At 39.0% G+C, this 18,573-nt stretch carries 16 protein-coding genes; all 16 read left to right on the top strand.

The window, feature by feature from the left end; translation table 11 throughout:
• The first annotated feature begins 4 nt into the window (after positions 1–4).
• The 16 genes from truB (at position 5) to ACFFHF_RS05105 (ending at position 18,414) form a co-directional block, all read left to right on the top strand.
• Positions 5–922 (top strand): tRNA pseudouridine(55) synthase TruB, encoded by a 918-nt coding sequence (truB, locus tag ACFFHF_RS05180; RefSeq protein ID WP_160545561.1) that lies wholly within the window; start codon positions 5–7, stop codon positions 920–922.
• A 25-nt stretch (positions 923–947) separates the two neighbouring features.
• Positions 948–1,913 carry a bifunctional riboflavin kinase/FAD synthetase gene (gene ribF / locus ACFFHF_RS05175; RefSeq protein WP_377057679.1) on the top strand — a complete coding sequence of 322 codons (966 nt, stop codon included), beginning with the start codon at positions 948–950 and terminating at the stop codon, positions 1,911–1,913.
• Positions 1,914–2,018: 105 nt separating this feature from the next.
• A complete protein-coding gene (gene rpsO, locus ACFFHF_RS05170) occupies positions 2,019–2,288 on the top strand; it encodes a 30S ribosomal protein S15 (RefSeq protein ID WP_160545560.1) in 270 nt (89 codons plus the stop codon).
• Positions 2,289–2,489: 201 nt separating this feature from the next.
• A complete protein-coding gene (gene pnp, locus ACFFHF_RS05165; protein WP_160545559.1) occupies positions 2,490–4,610 on the top strand; it encodes a polyribonucleotide nucleotidyltransferase in 2,121 nt (706 codons plus the stop codon).
• Between the two features lie 161 nt (positions 4,611–4,771).
• Complete coding sequence (locus ACFFHF_RS05160) at positions 4,772–5,743, top strand: polysaccharide deacetylase family protein (protein WP_160545558.1); 972 nt, start codon at positions 4,772–4,774, stop codon at positions 5,741–5,743.
• A gap of 65 nt (positions 5,744–5,808) precedes the next feature.
• The gene (locus ACFFHF_RS05155; RefSeq protein WP_377057678.1) at positions 5,809–7,044 is read left to right on the top strand and encodes a M16 family metallopeptidase; all 1,236 of its coding nucleotides are present in this window, start codon (positions 5,809–5,811) and stop codon (positions 7,042–7,044) included.
• 116 nt (positions 7,045–7,160) lie between these two features.
• Positions 7,161–7,400 carry a YlmC/YmxH family sporulation protein gene (locus ACFFHF_RS05150; RefSeq protein WP_066053414.1) on the top strand — a complete coding sequence of 80 codons (240 nt, stop codon included), beginning with the start codon at positions 7,161–7,163 and terminating at the stop codon, positions 7,398–7,400.
• Between the two features lie 149 nt (positions 7,401–7,549).
• Positions 7,550–8,446, top strand: a complete 897-nt coding sequence (gene dpaA, locus ACFFHF_RS05145) for a dipicolinic acid synthetase subunit A (RefSeq protein WP_160545556.1) — start codon at positions 7,550–7,552, stop codon at positions 8,444–8,446.
• Position 8,447: 1 nt separating this feature from the next.
• Positions 8,448–9,047 (top strand): dipicolinate synthase subunit B, encoded by a 600-nt coding sequence (dpaB, locus tag ACFFHF_RS05140; protein WP_160545555.1) that lies wholly within the window; start codon positions 8,448–8,450, stop codon positions 9,045–9,047.
• A 264-nt stretch (positions 9,048–9,311) separates the two neighbouring features.
• On the top strand, positions 9,312–10,364 hold the full coding sequence (asd, locus tag ACFFHF_RS05135; RefSeq protein WP_160545554.1) for an aspartate-semialdehyde dehydrogenase: 1,053 nt from the start codon (positions 9,312–9,314) through the stop codon (positions 10,362–10,364).
• 32 nt (positions 10,365–10,396) lie between these two features.
• The gene (dapG, locus tag ACFFHF_RS05130) at positions 10,397–11,617 is read left to right on the top strand and encodes an aspartate kinase (RefSeq protein WP_160545553.1); all 1,221 of its coding nucleotides are present in this window, start codon (positions 10,397–10,399) and stop codon (positions 11,615–11,617) included.
• Positions 11,618–11,654: 37 nt separating this feature from the next.
• Positions 11,655–12,521 carry a 4-hydroxy-tetrahydrodipicolinate synthase gene (dapA, locus tag ACFFHF_RS05125; RefSeq protein WP_160545552.1) on the top strand — a complete coding sequence of 289 codons (867 nt, stop codon included), beginning with the start codon at positions 11,655–11,657 and terminating at the stop codon, positions 12,519–12,521.
• Positions 12,522–12,732: 211 nt separating this feature from the next.
• On the top strand, positions 12,733–14,400 hold the full coding sequence (locus ACFFHF_RS05120; protein ID WP_160545551.1) for an RNase J family beta-CASP ribonuclease: 1,668 nt from the start codon (positions 12,733–12,735) through the stop codon (positions 14,398–14,400).
• A gap of 557 nt (positions 14,401–14,957) precedes the next feature.
• The gene (locus ACFFHF_RS05115; RefSeq protein WP_160545550.1) at positions 14,958–15,713 is read left to right on the top strand and encodes a ClpP family protease; all 756 of its coding nucleotides are present in this window, start codon (positions 14,958–14,960) and stop codon (positions 15,711–15,713) included.
• A complete protein-coding gene (locus tag ACFFHF_RS05110) occupies positions 15,710–15,922 on the top strand; it encodes a YlzJ-like family protein (protein WP_160545549.1) in 213 nt (70 codons plus the stop codon). The genes ACFFHF_RS05115 and ACFFHF_RS05110 overlap by 4 nt, the downstream gene beginning before the upstream one ends.
• 152 nt (positions 15,923–16,074) lie before the next feature.
• On the top strand, positions 16,075–18,414 hold the full coding sequence (locus ACFFHF_RS05105; RefSeq protein WP_160545548.1) for a DNA translocase FtsK: 2,340 nt from the start codon (positions 16,075–16,077) through the stop codon (positions 18,412–18,414).
• Positions 18,415–18,573: the final 159 nt, after the last annotated feature.

Raw genomic sequence — 18,573 nt, 5'->3', positions numbered from 1 at the left:
AGAAATGGAAGGAATTTTGCCATTATTTAAGCCTAAAGGAATGACATCTCACGATTGTGTCTTTAAGCTTAGAAAAATACTGCGAATGAAGCGGATCGGACATACTGGTACGCTCGACCCTGAAGTAGATGGAGTGTTACCGATTTGCCTTGGACGAGCAACCAAGGTGGCTGAATACATAACAGATGCAGGAAAAGTATACGAGGGTGAAGTAACAATTGGCTTTGCTACAACAACCGAGGACGCGACGGGTGAGGTCATTGAAAGGAAAGATATTGAAACACTGATTACTCGCGAGCAAGTGAAAGCTGTGTTATTAGAACTAACAGGTGAGATTTCTCAAACCCCACCTATGTACTCAGCAGTTAAGGTGAATGGAAAACGTTTGTATGAGTATGCAAGAAAAGGCATTGAAGTGGAACGTCCTACAAGACAAGTGACGATCTACTCGATTGAACTTTTAGATGACCGTGAAGTGTTTGAAGGAGAAACCATTTCCTTTAAATTTCGTGTTGCTTGTAGCAAGGGAACATATATTAGGACATTAGCTGTTATGATTGGAGAACGATTAGGTTACCCTGCTCATATGTCTGACTTAAGACGCACCGAGTCAGCGTCATTTTCTCTTGATGATTGTAAGACACTATCAGAAGTAGAGGAAATGGTAAATAACGGAACGATATTAAACGCTTTATATCCTATTGAAAGAGCACTTATTCATTTGCCGAAATATCAAATAAGTGATAAATTAGTTGAGAAAGTGAAAAATGGTGCAGTTCTTGAAACTCCTGAAATACTTCAAGATATTAAACAACCCGTCGTTCTTGAAACGATGGATCATAAAGCGCTGGCTATATACATGCACCATCCTCATAAGCCTAATCTAATGAAGCCAACAAAGGTACTACATATAGAGAATTAGGTTGGTAAAGAAAGGGAGAAAGCTTGTGGAAGTTTTAAATATTACACATCCTCATCAATTCTCAAAGGATATGTTTCAACCAATGGTCGTTGCTCTTGGTTATTTTGATGGGGTTCATTTAGGCCATAAAAGAGTGATCGATACGGCTGCAAAAATAGCCAAGGAAAAGGGAATAAAAAGTGCGGTAATGACATTTACTCCACATCCATCCGTTGTACTCAAAAAGGTGGAAAAGGTTGAATATATTACCCCGTTAGAAGAAAAGATCAAAATTATTTCTGAACAACAGGTTGATTACCTGTTTGTTGTGAATTTTACTAGTGAATTTGCCAACCTTCTGCCACAGGAGTTTGTCGACCAATACTTGATAGACCTAGGTGCTGTTCACGTTGTCGCTGGGTTTGATTATTCTTACGGAAAGCTTGGTAAGGGTACGATGGAAACTCTACCGTTTCATTCAAGACAAGCATTCACCTTTACGGTTGTGCCTAAGCTTGAAAGCCACGATGAAAAAATTAGTTCAACTTTAATCAGAAACCATATAAAAGAGGGTCAACTTGACACACTTCCGGAGTTACTAGGCCGTTACTATACGACAACAGGAATAGTTGTACACGGTGACAAAAGAGGAAGAACGATTGGGTTCCCTACAGCAAATATTGACTTAAATGAGGAATATATCTTGCCACCACTTGGTGTTCACGCTGTAAGAATGCTTGTAAATGGGAAATGGCACGAAGGTGTTTGTAATATCGGGTTTAAACCAACTTTTAATAAGGAAAAATCGAATAAGCCGAGTGTAGAAGTCCATATTTTTGACTTTAATGATCAAATATATGGAGAGTATGTAACGATAGAATGGCATAAATACCTTCGTTCGGAACAGAAATTCACTGGAATTGATGAACTTGTGGCACAAATCGAGCGAGATAAACAAAATTCACTGCTCTACTTTGAAAATTCAAAGACTAAGCCTTGCAATTTGTCATAAAAAAGTGTATTCTAAGAAACGTACGAAATGAACCTTTGCTTGGCTAGTCGAGTCACCGACGCTGGCTCAGTAACAGGGGATTTGAAATAATAGGAGGTGAAACGGATGGCAATCACTAAAGAACGTAAAAATGAACTTATTAATGAGTACAAAACTCATGAAAGCGACACTGGATCTCCAGAAGTTCAAATCGCTGTCCTTACTGAGGAAATCAACAACTTAAATGACCACTTACGTACTCATAAGAAGGACCACCACTCACGTCGCGGTCTTTTAAAAATGGTAGGTAGACGTCGTAACTTATTAACATACCTTCGTAACAAGGATGTTACTCGTTACCGTGAATTAATCACGAAGCTTGGCTTACGTCGCTAATCTTTAAAGCGGGATTCTTTCCCGCTTTTTTGTTAGCAATAAATTTCTATCAATAAGCTTTTTAAGGATTCATAATTATGTACATACTATAGAATATTCGCCTATATTCTTATATTTGTTCTCTATTACGGGTTAGAACAATTTATATACATGTAATTACACGTTAACATACCAAAGAGAATTGGTAGAGAGGGGTAAAAAATGGGACAAGACAAGAAAATCTATTCAATAGATTGGGCTGGTCGTAAGCTTTCCGTGGAAATTGGACAGCTTGCTAAACAAGCAAACGGCGCTGTGCTCGTTCGCTATGGCGATACAGCAGTACTTAGTACGGCTACAGCATCGAAGGAACCGAAGAAACTCGATTTCTTTCCATTAACAGTAAACTATGAGGAGCGTCTATACGCGGTTGGTAAAATTCCTGGTGGATTTATTAAACGTGAAGGACGTCCGAGTGAGAAGGCAATACTAGCTAGCCGCTTAATTGACAGACCGATCCGTCCATTGTTTGCTGATGGATTTCGTAATGAAGTTCAAGTAGTTAGTATGGTAATGAGTGTGGATCAAGACTGCTCATCTGAAATGGCAGCTATGTTTGGTTCATCTCTTGCACTTTCTGTTTCAGATATTCCTTTTGAAGGTCCAATTGCAGGTGTTACAGTTGGCCGCATCAATGGTCAATTTATTATCAATCCTTCTGTTGCAGAAACAGAAAAGAGCGATATGCACTTAGTTGTAGCTGGAACAAAAGATGCCATTAACATGGTTGAAGCTGGTGCAGAAGAAGTACCAGAAGAAACGATGCTTGAAGCGATTATGTTTGGACATGAAGAAATCAAAAGATTAATCGCATTCCAAGAAGAAATTGCAGCTGAAATCGGAAAAGAAAAGACAGAGGTTGTTTTATATCAACTTGATGCTGATCTTGAAGCGGAAATTCGTGGAATGTGTGAAGCGGATATGATTAAAGCTATTCAAGTTCAAGAAAAGCACGCTCGTGAAGATGCTATCCGTGCTGTAAAGGATACGGTTATTGCAAAATACGAGGAAGAAGAAGCAGCAGACGATGACTTAAAACAAGTGAAACAGATTTTAGATAAGATGGTTAAAGGTGAAGTTCGCCGTTTGATTACAGAAGAAAAGGTAAGACCTGATGGACGTAATCCAGAAGAGATTCGCCCGCTATCATCAGAGGTAGATTTGCTTCCACGTACACATGGTTCAGGTCTGTTCACACGTGGACAAACTCAAGCATTGAGTATTTGTACACTTGGGGCCTTAGGAGATGTACAAATCTTAGATGGATTAGGAATTGAAGAAGAAAAACGTTTCATGCACCATTATAACTTTCCGAATTTCTCAGTTGGAGAAACGGGTCCGATGCGTGGGCCTGGGCGTCGTGAAATTGGTCATGGTGCGTTAGGTGAACGTGCTCTAGAGCCAATTATTCCTTCTGAAAAAGACTTCCCATACACGATCCGTCTTGTATCAGAAGTATTAGAGTCAAATGGTTCTACCTCTCAAGCAAGTATTTGTGCTAGTACTTTAGCTATGATGGACGCTGGGGTTCCAATTAAAGCTCCTGTAGCAGGTATTGCTATGGGCCTTGTAAAATCCGGTGAGCATTATACAATCCTTACAGATATTCAAGGCATGGAAGACCATCTGGGCGATATGGACTTTAAAGTAGCTGGTACGTCAAAAGGTGTAACAGCATTACAAATGGATATTAAAATCGAAGGCTTATCAAGACAAATTCTTGAAGAAGCATTGCAACAAGCGAAGAAAGGTCGTATGCAAATCCTTGATTCTATGCTTGCAACGATTTCAACTCCGAAAGAACAGCTTTCTAAGTATGCACCAAAGATTATTACTATTTATATCAACCCTGATAAAATTCGTGATGTTATCGGACCAAGCGGAAAGCAAATCAATAAGATTATTGAAGAAACTGGCGTGAAAATTGATATCGAGCAAGATGGTACAGTTTTCATCTCATCTACGGATGAAGAAATGAACCAGAAAGCAAAGAAGATTATTGAAGATATCGTTCGTGAAGTAGAAGTTGGACAAATGTATTTAGGTAAAGTTAAACGAATTGAAAAATTCGGAGCATTTGTTGAGCTATTTAGCGGTAAAGATGGGTTAGTTCACATTTCTGAACTGGCTGAAGAAAGAGTGGGCAAAGTAGAAGATGTAGTTGCTATTGGCGATGAAATCTTAGTAAAAGTTATGGAAATCGATAAGCAGGGCCGTGTAAACTTGTCACGTAAAGTCGTGCTTAAAGAACAACGTGAACAAAAAGAACAAGCCCAAAAATAAAGAACACAACGAAAAGCCAGGGCTTTACCCTGGCTTTTCCCATACAACATAATGATACCGCTTACAAACGGCGGGTTTTTAGTGCATAGAAAGAAATGTCCCTTGATTGTTCTACCTTGTCCTTTCTTTACATAATGTACAAGTGAAGGAGGAGAAAAAGAATGAAGAAACTAATGACTATTTCTATGATTGGGATGCTCTCAATTATGTTAGTAAACAATCCACTTACAGATCAATACGTCCATGGATTAAAGGTGGTAAACATTCCTGCTTCAGGTCAAAAAAGTACTTTGTATATGGAGATTGAAGAGAAGGCAAAAGAATATGAAAAACCAGCTCAAGATGCAAAGGTTGATCCTGTTTGGAAGGCCATCCCTGGATATAATGGTTTAAAAGTCGACATTTCTGCAAGTTATGCTAAGATGAAAAAGGACGGGAAATTTGATCCAGACAAACTCGTATACATACAGACATCACCAGCAGTTCATTTAAAGGATTTGCCCCCGACCGCCATTTATAAAGGCCACCCTGATAAGCCAATGGTTTCGTTTATTATAAATGTCGCCTGGGGAAATGAGTACCTTGGACCAATTTTGGAAACGTTAAAAAAGAATAATGTTCATGCAAGCTTCTTTCTTGAAGGAAGATGGGTAAAAGAAAATCCAGAGCTTGCAAAAATGATTGTAGAGGCCGGTCATGAAGTAGGTAACCATTCTTACACTCATCCCAATATGAAGGAAATATCTTCAGCAAAAATTCGAGAAGAAATTGTAAAAACAAACGAAGTAATTAATGCTACAACGGGAGAGGAAGTTGAATGGCTCGCTCCACCAAGCGGAAGCTACCGTGAGGAAGTAGTAAAAATAGCAGCAGAGTATAAGCTTGGAACACTCATGTGGAGTGTTGATACGATTGACTGGCAAAAGCCAACACCACAGCAACTTATCAATCGTGTGATGGGGAAAGTGCATAAAGGGGCCATGATTCTTATGCATCCAACCGATTCAACGGCAAAAGCTCTAGATGAGCTTATTAAACGAATTAAGCTTGAGAAATATGAAATTAATACAGTGTCTGAGTTATTGAGTGAAGATCGAATTATGAAGAAATCGGTAATAAATGAGCAAGAATAATTGATAGTCACACCAAAAGACGTATAATGATCGTAGCATTACGCTGTAGAACAGGAGGAGTTCACGTGATAAAGAGATATACATGCCATAATGGGGTTAGAATTGTTTTAGAAAATATCCCTACGGTTCGTTCCGTTGCAATCGGTGTTTGGATCGGAACAGGCTCTCGAAATGAAACACCTGAAAATAACGGAATTTCGCATTTTCTTGAGCATATGTTCTTTAAAGGAACAAAAACAAGAACTGCTAGGGAGATTGCTGAAAGCTTCGATAGCATTGGTGGACAAGTGAACGCCTTTACATCCAAGGAATATACTTGCTATTATGCGAAGGTTCTTGATACCCATGCTAGCTTTGCTCTTGATGTCTTATCTGATATGTTTTTCCACTCGACATTTGTTGCGGAAGAATTAGATAAAGAAAAGAATGTCGTATATGAAGAAATTAAAATGTATGATGACACACCAGATGACATCGTTCATGATCTGTTAAGTAAAGCGATTTATGAAAACCATTCTCTTGGGTTTCCGATACTCGGAACGGAAGATACGTTAGCAACTTTTACAGGTGATACGTTAAAGCAATATATGCATGATACATATACACCGGAAAATGTGGTTATTTCGGTTGCAGGAAATATTTCTGAAGTCTTTATTCAAGAAGTGGAAAAGTTGTTTGGGTCATATGAGGCTGGAAAATCGAATAATCAATTTGAAAAGCCACAGTTTCATACAAACCGACTTTCTAGAAAGAAAGAAACGGAACAAGCCCATTTATGTATTGGATATGAAGGATTACAGGTTGGAGATGAAGAAATCTATAACTTGATCACTCTAAACAATATACTAGGTGGAAGTATGAGTAGTAGATTGTTCCAAGAAGTTCGTGAACAGCGCGGTCTTGCTTATTCTGTGTACTCTTATCATTCATCGTTCCAGGATTCCGGAGTGATCACGCTCTATGGTGGAACAGGTGCGAAGCAGTTAGATGTATTGTTTGATACGATTCAAGAAACGTTATCAAAGCTAAAGGCTGAAGGTATTACAGATAAGGAGCTTCGAAATAGTAAGGAACAGCTAAAAGGTAGTCTAATGCTTAGCCTTGAAAGTACCAATAGTCGGATGAGCCGTAACGGAAAGAACGAGCTTCTGTTAGGAAGACATCGTACGCTTGATGAAATTGTAGAGCAAATTGATGCCGTTTCAAAAGATGGTGTAGATGCTATGGCTAATAAAATCTTCAATGACAAGTATTCAGTGTCCCTAATTAGTCCTGACGGAGTTCTTCCAAAGAATATTTAGTTTTTTAAGCCTGAGTTTTTCTGCTCAGGCTTTTTTGCTATTTCTTATTTTTCCTACGTATATATTTATCAATCTAATACTAGGATATAGAGAGGACAAAAGGGGGAGAGTTGAAAATGAGACTTAGTGAATTGAGTGGGAAGGAAATTGTCGATGTCAAAAAAGCAGAAAGACTTGGGATACTTGGTCAGACAGATTTAGAGATTAATGAAAGCAACGGACAAATACAGGCTCTTTTAATTCCCTCAGTTAAATGGTTTGGTTTTAAAAGGCAAGGTGGAGAGGTAAGGGTACCGTGGAAGCATATAAAAACAATTGGGACGGATATGATTATCATTGATATTCAAGAAGAGTAAAGAACTGTGCGTTGGCATCAGTTCTTTTTTTTGTTTTCATTAGGCTTTTTTCCTAGGAAAACTCACCGATTTCGGGGTGAATACATAGTATGTTGGAGTAATGCAGTAAGATTAGGATTTGGATCATTTAAAAAGAAGGTGAGTGTTTCATGCTAACAGGGATGCAAATAGCAGTCATAGGCGGAGACGCAAGACAGCTCGAAATCGTCCGAAAGCTAACAGAGCTCGATGCGAAGCTCTCTTTGATTGGCTTTGAGCAACTCGACCATGCGTTTACTGGTGCAGTAAAGGAGAAATTGGATGAAGTAGTATTTTCAGATATAGATGCGATCATTTTGCCGGTAGCTGGAACGAATATGGAAGGTCAAGTAGAAACGATCTTCTCGAATGAAAAAGTAGTTTTAACTACAGAACACTTGGAGCAAACACCAGAACATTGTACGATTTATTCTGGAATTTCCAATGCATACTTGAATAAAATCACGGATGATTCCAATCGAAGACTCGTGAAATTGTTCGAACGGGACGATGTAGCTATCTATAATTCGATACCGACAGTTGAAGGTACGATTATGATGGCGATTCAGCACACCGACTTTACTATACATGGATCAACGATTATGGTGCTTGGCTTAGGAAGAGTAGGAATGAGTGTGGCACGCACATTCTCTGCTTTAGGGGCAAAAGTGAAAGTGGGAGCGAGAAAAGGAGAGCATATTGCTCGAATCACTGAAATGGCTTTAACACCATTTCACCTTGACGAACTAACGCAACAGGTGAAGGATGTTGATATTTGTATCAATACGATTCCTGATCTAGTCGTAACGGCTTCCGTTATCTCAAGAATGCCTACTCATACACTGATCATTGATTTAGCATCAAAGCCTGGTGGAACCGACTTTCGATATGCTGAAAAAAGGGGAATAAAAGCGCTTTTGGCCCCAGGACTTCCAGGCATCGTTGCTCCAAAAACGGCAGGTCAAATTTTAGCAAACGTTCTTTCTCAACTGCTGTTAGATGATATGCAATCAAGAAAGGGGAAGTAACATGAGCTTACAAGGGAAAAAAATCGGCTTCGGTTTAACGGGTTCTCACTGTACGTATGATGCTGTGTATCCAGAAATCGAGAATCTTATCAATGCTGGTGCTGAAGTATTACCGGTGGTAACAAACACCGTGAAAAATACAACTACTCGCTTTGGAAAAGGTGAGGATTGGATTGAAAGAATTGAAAAGTTAACTGGAAATAAAGCCATTGATTCCATTGTTGGTGCAGAGCCGCTAGGACCAAAGATTCCATTGGACTGCATGATTATTGCTCCACTAACTGGAAATTCAATGAGTAAATTTGCTAATGCGATGACTGATTCACCAGTGTTAATGGCTGCAAAAGCGACGTTAAGAAATGGAAAACCCGTAGTATTAGGGATTTCCACAAATGATGCACTTGGCTTAAATGGCGTCAATTTAATGAGATTGATGGCGACCAAAAATATATATTTTATTCCATACGGTCAAGATGACCCAATTAAAAAGCCAAATTCATTAGTCGCGCGTATGACTATGCTAGCTGATACAGTGGAGGCTGCTCTTTCTGGCCGACAAATTCAACCAGTACTCGTTGAAAGGTATAAAGATGCACAATAGACAATAGAGGTAATATGCCCTCATCCAACTCTAGCAATAGACTAAAAGCCGTGTTACAAGGAAAAATAGATTCCTTTGCACGGCTTAAATAAAAAATGTACTTCATTAATGCATGAATATGTTAAAATAGATGTTATTATATAGCCATGGAACAGAATGGCGGTAAAATGGACATTTATTACATGTTGATGTTTTTAATAATGCGATAAATGTTTTACTAGAATTCATATCGATCTTTAGAGATACTGGAAGGGGAATAACGAAATGGCATTATCAGAAAAAGGATTTCATGTAGCTGTTGTGGGAGCAACAGGAGCAGTAGGTCAACAAATGATTCAAACTCTTGAAAATAGAGAATTCCCAATCTCAAAATTAACGTTATTATCATCACCACGTTCAGCAGGTAGTAAAGTCCTTTTTAGAGGTGCAGAACATACGGTTCAAGTAGCAAAGCCAGAGAGCTTTGAAGGGGTAGATATTGCGTTATTTAGTGCAGGTGGAAGCGTATCACTTGAACTAGCACCAGAAGCGGTTAAGCATGGTGCTATTGTTGTGGATAACACAAGTGCATTCCGCATGGATGAAAATGTTCCTCTTGTTGTACCTGAAGTCAATGAAATGGATTTACATGAACATAAAGGAATTATTGCTAATCCGAATTGTTCTACGATCCAAATGGTCGTAGCACTAGAACCACTTCGTAAGCAATATGGTTTAAATAAAATTATCGTATCAACGTATCAAGCGGTTTCTGGATCGGGTGCGGCAGCAGTGGAAGAGTTGTACGAGCAAACAAAAGCAATCGTATCTAATGAAAATTACGAACCAAAAATCTTACCAGTAAAATCTGATAAGAAACATTATCAAATTGCTTTTAATGCGATTCCACAAATTGATAAGTTCCAAGAAAACGGATTTACGTATGAAGAGATGAAAATGATCAATGAAACAAAGAAAATTATGCACTTACCAGAAATCCAAGTAGCAGCTACTTGCGTCCGTCTACCAGTTGCAACAGGACACTCTGAGTCACTGTTTGTTGAAGTAGACCAAGCGGGTGTAACGGCACAGGATGTGAAGAACTTACTTGAAAATGCACCAGGAGTCGTACTTCAAGATGACCCAGAAAACCAATTATATCCAATGCCTGCAAATTGTGTTGGTAAAAATGATGTGTTTGTTGGCCGTATTCGTAAGGATTTGGACAATGAAAAAGGCTTCCATATGTGGGTTGTATCAGATAATCTCCTTAAAGGAGCTGCATGGAACTCAGTCCAAATCGCAGAAAGTTTAGTGAAGTTAGGTATTGTAAAATAGAAATTTAAAGCTGTATAACTAGAGGTGTAACAATGAGAATGATTGTTCAAAAATTCGGTGGCACTTCAGTAAAAGATGAAAAAAGTCAAAATCTTGCAATTGGACATATTAAAAATGCATTAGCTGAAGGGTATAAAGTAGTGGTTGTGGTATCGGCTATGGGTCGAAAAGGTGATCCATATGCAACAGACACTTTGCTATCCTTAATCGGCGGTGCACAGAGTCTAATATCTAAACGTGAACAAGACTTATTACTATCATGTGGGGAAGCCATTTCAAGTGTGGTCTTCTCCAACTTACTGCTTGAAGCAGGGGTTAACGCGACTTCGTTAACTGGTGCGCAAGCAGGTTTTCTAACTACTGATGACCATACAAATGCAAAGATTATTAAGATGAAGTGTGAGCGTGTGATTGAAGAACTGGAACAACATGATGTAGTAGTAGTTGCAGGCTTTCAGGGTGCCGCTCAAAATGGTGACATTACAACGATTGGACGTGGAGGAAGTGACACGTCAGCTGCAGCACTTGGAGCAGCCTTAAAAGCAGAGGTTATCGACATATTTACAGATGTCGAAGGAATAATGACAGCAGACCCTAGAATTGCTGAAAATGCTAGACCACTTTCGGTTGTTACGTATACAGAAGTATGTAATATGGCGTATCAGGGCGCCAAAGTTATTCACCCAAGAGCGGTTGAAATTGCTATGCAAGCGAAGGTACCAATCAGGATTCGCTCTACCTATTCGGATGGTGAAGGGACGCTTGTAACTTCTATTTCGAATGATCATCGTGGAAGTGATATAAAGGAACGGACGGTTACGGGAATTGCCCATCTGTCACCAGTTACTCAAATAAAGGTACTTGCAAAAAAAGGTCAGTATAACCTTCAAGCTGAAGTGTTTAAGTCAATGGCCAATGAGAAGATTAGTGTTGATTTTATAAACATTTCACCTAATGGAGTGGTTTACACGGTATCCAGTGAAATGACAGATAAAGCACTAACAGTTCTTCGTGATTTGGGTCATGAGCCTGAGTTTGAGAAAAATTGTGCAAAGGTCTCTGTTGTGGGTGCAGGAATAGCAGGTGTTCCTGGAGTAACTTCAAAGATTGTTTCAGCACTTTCTGAAAATGGAATTCGTATTCTTCAATCGGCTGATAGTCATACAACGATATGGGTTCTTGTTAAGGAAGATGATCTTGTAACAGCTGTTAATTCGTTGCATGATGCCTTTAACCTTGATGAAGAGAACTAAGATTTTTTCTAAGGATTAGATTTAAAGGAGTGGCAATATGGTTTTATTTGGTCGAGTTTCTACGGCGATGGTTACGCCTTTTGATAGCAAAGGGCATATTGATTTTGCAAAAACAACATTATTAATCAATCACTTGATTGAAAATGGTTCAGATTCACTTGTTATTGCTGGGACAACTGGTGAGTCTCCAACGTTATCGAAGGAAGAGAAAATCGCTTTGTTTCAACATGTGGTGAAGGTTGTTGATAAGCGTATTCCTGTTATTGCAGGAACGGGAAGCAATAACACATATGCTACCATTGAGCTAACAAAGAAAGCAGAGGAAATTGGCGTAGACGCTGTGATGATCGTTGCTCCTTATTATAATAAACCAAATCAAGAAGGCTTGTATCAGCATTTTAAGGCAGCTGCTGAGGCAACATCTCTTCCTGTCATGGTGTACAATATCCCAGGTAGATCAGTTGTCAATATCTTACCAGAAACAATCATTCGCTTATCTAAAATCGCTAATATTGTAGCCGTTAAAGAGGCTAGTGGCAATTTAAATGCCATGACAGCAATTATTGCTGGTACAGATGATGACTTCTTGTTGTACAGTGGTGATGATGGGCTAACAATTCCAGTTCTTTCAATTGGTGGGGTAGGGATTGTGTCAGTAGCCTCACATGTGATCGGAAATGAGATGCAAGAAATGGTGTCAGCTTTTGTAAATGGAGATATTCAAGCGGCAGCAAAGAAGCATCAACAGCTCCTACCAAAAATGGAAGGATTGTTTAAAGCACCGAGCCCAGCTCCTGTAAAAACAGCTCTTCAAATTAAAGGTCTTGATGTGGGCTCTGTAAGACTTCCTTTAGTACCATTGAATGAAGAAGAAAGAGCACAGATAATCTCGTTATTTCGATAAGATGAAAACCAATTAGGTCAACCACGTGTGGGTTGGCCTTTTATTATGTGGGAATTTGACCGTATTTGACGAAGTTTAGGATGTAAATACAGATTTATCCACTTCCTAATCAAACAAGTTTAATTTTGGTTGTAAAGGATTTCATCATTCAAGTATAATAATCATAACTGATCTTGGGTCGGATGAAATGACAGCATAGGAGGATTCTACTTTGAATAAGAGAAAGAATGAAAGTATTAAGCTTGTGGCTCTGGGGGGAGTCGGAGAGTTCGGGAAAAATATGTATGTGGTTGACGTGGACGGTGATTTATTTGTATTAGATGCAGGATTAATGTTTCCAGAAAATGAAATGCTAGGAATTGATATTGTTATTCCGGACATTACATATTTAGCTCAAAATAAAGATCGAGTGAAAGCTATTTTTCTAACACATGGGCATGAGGATCATATTGGGGCATTATCTTATACATTAAGAGAGTTACATGTTCCTGTATATGGAACGAAGCTAACGCTTGCACTTGCAAAAGCAAAATTGGACGAGCAGGAATACAGAGGAAAAACGGATTTCCGCATCGTTACTTCAGATACTGTAGTGAATTTTGATACGTGTGAAGTATCTTTCTTCAAAACAAATCATAGTATCCCTGACTCTGTTGGAATCTGTGTTCATACATCTGAAGGGGCGATTGTATATACAGGAGATTTTAAATTTGATCAGGCAGCGACAGATCTTTATAAACCTGAAATTGGCAAAATGGCCCAAATTGGGGAAAACGGGGTTCTTTGCTTATTATCTGATAGCACGGAAGCGGAAAGGCCTGGTTACACACCTTCTGAATCAATTGTTGTAAGGGAAATGTCTGATGCATTTTATAATGCGAAAGGAAGAATTATTGCAGCATCTTTTGCATCTGACATTAATCGTATTCAGCATGTGTTTGATGCAGCATATGAAAGCAGAAGAAAGATTGCTGTAGTTGGAAAAAGTTTGGAAAAGATCTTTCACATTGCATTGGATTTACATTACTTGCAAGTTCACGATGAACTAATCATCCCAATTGAAGAAATTGATAATTATCCAGACGATGAGATTGTAGTATTAATAACAGGAACACAAGGTGAACCGATTGAAGCCCTCCAAAAAATGGCAAAACAAATTCATCGACAAGTAAATATCAAAAAAGGTGACACGGTCCTTATTGCTGCCTCTCCTCTTAGAGGGAGTGAAGTGTTTATTTATAAAACAATTGATATGTTGTTCCGCGCAGGAGCTCATGTGATCTCCGGAAAAAGAATGGTGACTACTTCTAGCCATGGTAGCCAAGAAGAGCTGAAGTTTATGATCAACTTAATGAACCCTAAGCTGTTTATTCCTGTTCATGGGGAATTTCGAATGCTTAAGGCTCATAGCAAAGTGGCTGTCCAATGTGGAATTACTACGGATCGTATTTTCATTCCTGAAAGAGGAGAAGTTTTAGAAATTAAAAATGAGCGTTTTAAACCCGCTGGAAAAGTACCTGCTGGCAATGTTCTTATCGATGGCAGCGGCGTAGGAGATGTTGGTAACATCGTTCTGAGGGATCGACGTTTATTGTCTCAGGATGGTATTTTAATCGTTGTTGTCACACTAAGCAGAGCAGAAAAGAAAATCACTGCTGGTCCAGAGATCATATCACGTGGTTTTGTTTATGTAAGAGAGTCAGAAAAGCTGATGGAAGAATCTACACAGCTTGTTAGAAGTATTGTTGAAAGAAACACAACCAGAGAGTCATTTGATTGGGGAACGATGAAGCAAAGTATGAGAGATGAATTAAATCAATTTCTGTACGACAAAACAAAACGTCGACCAATGATTCTCCCGATTATTATGGAAATATAAGATTAAAAAACTCATGAAAAATTTTAAAGGGTTCTGTTTTCGGGTACTTTCTTAATTAAAATACACAAGAAAAGACGTATGAATACGTCTTTTCTTTATTTATAAGCGTGTCGATAAAAAGCTGCTGTTTTCCACGTCTAGGTTCACGAGAATCCGCACTTATCGGTTGGGGATCAGGTTAAGCACCCGGAGCTGATAAATAGACGGAGAAATTCCGCTTAATTAGTAATTTTTATTAAAAAAGGCGTAAATAGACGGAGAGATTCCGCCTATTGGCTCGAAAAATTCTAAAATAGGCGATTTTGCTTTGCAAAAGCGGAAAAACTCCCCTTATTTACCCCAAAAACGAGGCATCATTTGCATCTAACCGGAAATTCTCCGCTTATTTCACTTTTGCTACGTAATCGATTAAGGACAAAACATCTTATTTATAAAGTAATGAGTTTTAACTCAAACTCTTTATAAAAATTCGCGAGCTTTTTCAAATTTCCATTTCTCGCATGAAAAACCATCAAGGGTTTCATACTAACGGTATCATGTCTGAAGGGAGATTTGGTATGGACCCAATTAAATATAATAAACCGGATGATGGAGGGGGGAACGAACAAGAAACCCCAAAGGAAGAAAAATCATCAAGTTTAATTGAAAAAATCCAACAGTTAGGACAAACGAATGTTCCACAGTTAGCGCAGGATTCAAAAATACATTGCTTAACGATTGTCGGTCAGATTGAAGGTCATATGACCCTTCCACCGCAAAACAAAACGACGAAATACGAACATCTCATTCCGCAACTCGTAGCAATTGAGCAAAATCCGAAGATTGAGGGGTTACTTGTGGTCTTAAACACAGTAGGTGGCGATGTGGAAGCGGGGTTAGCGATATCTGAGATGCTTGCCTCCTTATCTAAGCCAACTGTGTCTATTGTGTTGGGTGGTGGCCACTCCATAGGAGTACCGATCGCGGTGTCATGTGATTACTCGTATATTGCAGAGACAGCAACGATGACGATTCATCCAATCCGTTTGACCGGTTTATTTATCGGTGTGCCTCAAACTTTTGAGTATTTAGATAAGATGCAGGATCGAGTGGTTACTTTTGTGACAAAGCACTCTAAGATTACAGAAGAGAAGTTTAAAGAATTAATGTTTGAAAAAGGAAACCTCACAAGAGATATCGGTACAAATGTAGTGGGGACGGATGCTGTAAAATACGGCTTAATTGATGAGGTTGGCGGGATTGGCCAAGCAATGAAGAAATTAAATGAACTCATTGCGATTAACAGTGAGGGAACAGAGGGGTTGGTTCAATGATCCTTTATACACTCACCCCACCAGAAATGATTTATCCGAATGCCAATTCGGATGTTACTCAACAGAAAATGTATGATCTTGATGGGATCCCCTTATTAGTCGAATCTGACGCAGAAGGTGCTTATCGAGTGGTTCGTGTTATGAGTAGTGACCCGGCTCATTATTTAGATGAAAGATGTACACCAGGAGCAAAAATATCTTTCTTGTAAAGCGTGTCTTTCAGGACGGATAAGTTATGCTATAATAAAGTTGTATCAGGTAGGCAGCCAACTGAGGCTGCTTTTCTTGTCTTTATTAAAGGGTTTAGTACATAAAACAAAAGACTGAGATAGTAGTAATAATTCAACAGTAAGGTGATAAAATGGCAAAGAAAAAAAGACGACAAACAAGAAGCAAGGATGGTTTTAAGCGAACGGTTAAATTCGAACTCATTGGACTTATACTTATTGCATTAGCGACTATTTCCATTGCCAGACTTGGTGCGGTTGGACATGCTGTTGTTATGTTCTTTCGCTTCTTTTCGGGCGAATGGTATATGGTGAATTTAATTAGTTTGGCAGTCATTGGTGCGTATTTTATGTGGAAACGTGAAATTCCATCCTTTTTCCAGAGTAAATGGATAGGAATGTATTTTATTGTTTCTGCTCTATTACTTCTGAGCCATGTTACATTGTTTGAACTTCTTGCAAATGATGGGAGAACAGAAAGCCCAAGTGTAATAAAAAATACGTTCGAGCTTTATTGGATGGAAGTTAGAGGAGAAACGAGTACCACCGATTTAGGCGGGGGAATGATTGGTGCACTTTTATTTGCCATGTCCTATTATTTGTTTGCTGAAGCAGGAACAAAAATTATAGCTGCTTTATTTTTTATTATTGGCTTCATTTTGCTCACTGGTAGAACCTTAGGTGAACCGCTAGGAAGAGCCATCATTGCATTTGGTCAGTTTCTAAAGAAACAGATTCATGCTTTTGGCGATGATATGAAAGGTTGGAGAAATGAGCGTTCGGAAAAAAACAAGAAAAAGAAAGAAGAAAAACGAAAAGCAATAGAAAAAAAGGAACAAGAAGAAAGAGTCATTCCTATTTCAAGTGCAATGACGCCTCCAGAAGAAGAAAGAGTCGTTGAACCAATCATTTCAAGCTTTACAGAGAGAGCTTATTCGGAACCACCTGTGGAACAAACGACAAAAAAAGGGAAGTCTCAGTCACAAACGGAAGACGATAGTGTTCCGCCAATTACGTTTACGGAAGTGGAGAATAAAGATTATGAGCTTCCTTCGATTCATTTGTTAAAAGCACCTCGTCATACGGATCAAAGTGGCGAATATGAGCTTATCCATGCGAATGCAGCAAAGCTTGAACGAACGTTCTTAAGCTTTGGAGTAAAAGCGAAAGTAACACAAGTTCATTTAGGTCCTGCTGTTACTAAGTATGAAGTTCATCCAGATGTAGGTGTGAAGGTTAGTAAAATTGTTAATTTAAGTGATGATTTAGCACTTGCTTTAGCGGCTAAGGATATCCGAATGGAAGCACCAATCCCAGGCAAATCTGCGATTGGAATAGAAGTGCCTAACTCCGAGGTTGCTATGGTATCTCTACGTGAAGTTTTAGAGTCTAAGAAGAACGACCGACCAGAATCAAAGCTTATGATTGGACTTGGGCGTGATATTACGGGCGAAGCAGTTTTAGCTGAATTAAACAAAATGCCACACTTACTTGTTGCTGGTGCAACTGGAAGTGGTAAGAGTGTATGTATTAATGGAATTATTACGAGTATCTTAATGAGGGCAAAACCGCATGAAGTAAAATTAATGATGATCGACCCGAAGATGGTAGAGTTGAATGTTTATAATGGGGTCCCACATTTATTAGCCCCTGTTGTAACCGATCCAAAGAAGGCATCACAGGCATTGAAAAAAGTAGTAAGTGAGATGGAAAGACGGTATGAGCTCTTTTCCCATACAGGAACTCGTAATATTGAAGGATATAATGATTATATTCGCCGAATTAATTTGGAGGAAGATACAAAGCAACCACTTCTTCCGTATATTGTTGTTATTGTGGACGAGCTTGCTGACTTAATGATGGTGGCCTCATCAGATGTGGAGGATGCTATTACAAGATTAGCTCAAATGGCTCGTGCAGCGGGTATTCATTTAATTATTGCTACTCAGCGTCCATCAGTTGATGTTATTACCGGTGTTATTAAAGCAAATATTCCATCAAGAATTGCTTTTGCCGTTTCCTCACAAATCGACTCACGGACAATCTTGGATTCCGGAGGAGCAGAAAAACTGCTTGGCCGCGGGGATATGCTCTTTATGCCAGTAGGTGCGTCAAAGCCTATACGCGTACAGGGTGCATTTTTATCGGACGAAGAAGTAGAAGAGATAGTCGATTTTGTTATTGGTCAACAAAAGGCACAGTATCAACAGGAAATGATTCCAGATGATATTCCTGAGCCTACCTCTGAAGTGGATGATGATTTATATGATGACGCTGTTGATCTCATTCTTGAAATGCAAACGGCCTCCGTCTCTATGCTACAACGAAGATTTCGTATTGGTTATTCTCGTGCAGCACGTCTTATTGATGAAATGGAGCTTAGAGGAGTAGTTGGACCATACGAGGGGAGTAAGCCCCGTACCGTGTTAATGACGAAGCCTGCTGATGATGCCTCAACAGGAAAAATAGACTAAGAAGGGCGATTTATTTCGCCTTTCTATTTAAAACATATTGGAAACGTTTTCAAATTGTTTAGTGTGGCATAATTGATCTTAAAGGACTGTATGGGAAACGTGTAAAATAAGTTAACACGTTTTTTCGACAAAATTTCTAAACTCTATTTATTTATACCT

It is taken from the genome of Robertmurraya beringensis (assembly GCF_042433785.1).
Lineage (GTDB): Bacteria > Bacillota > Bacilli > Bacillales > Cytobacillaceae > Robertmurraya_A > Robertmurraya_A beringensis.
Note: the sequence above shows the minus strand (reverse complement) of the source record. Positions and strands in the feature narration are given on the sequence as shown.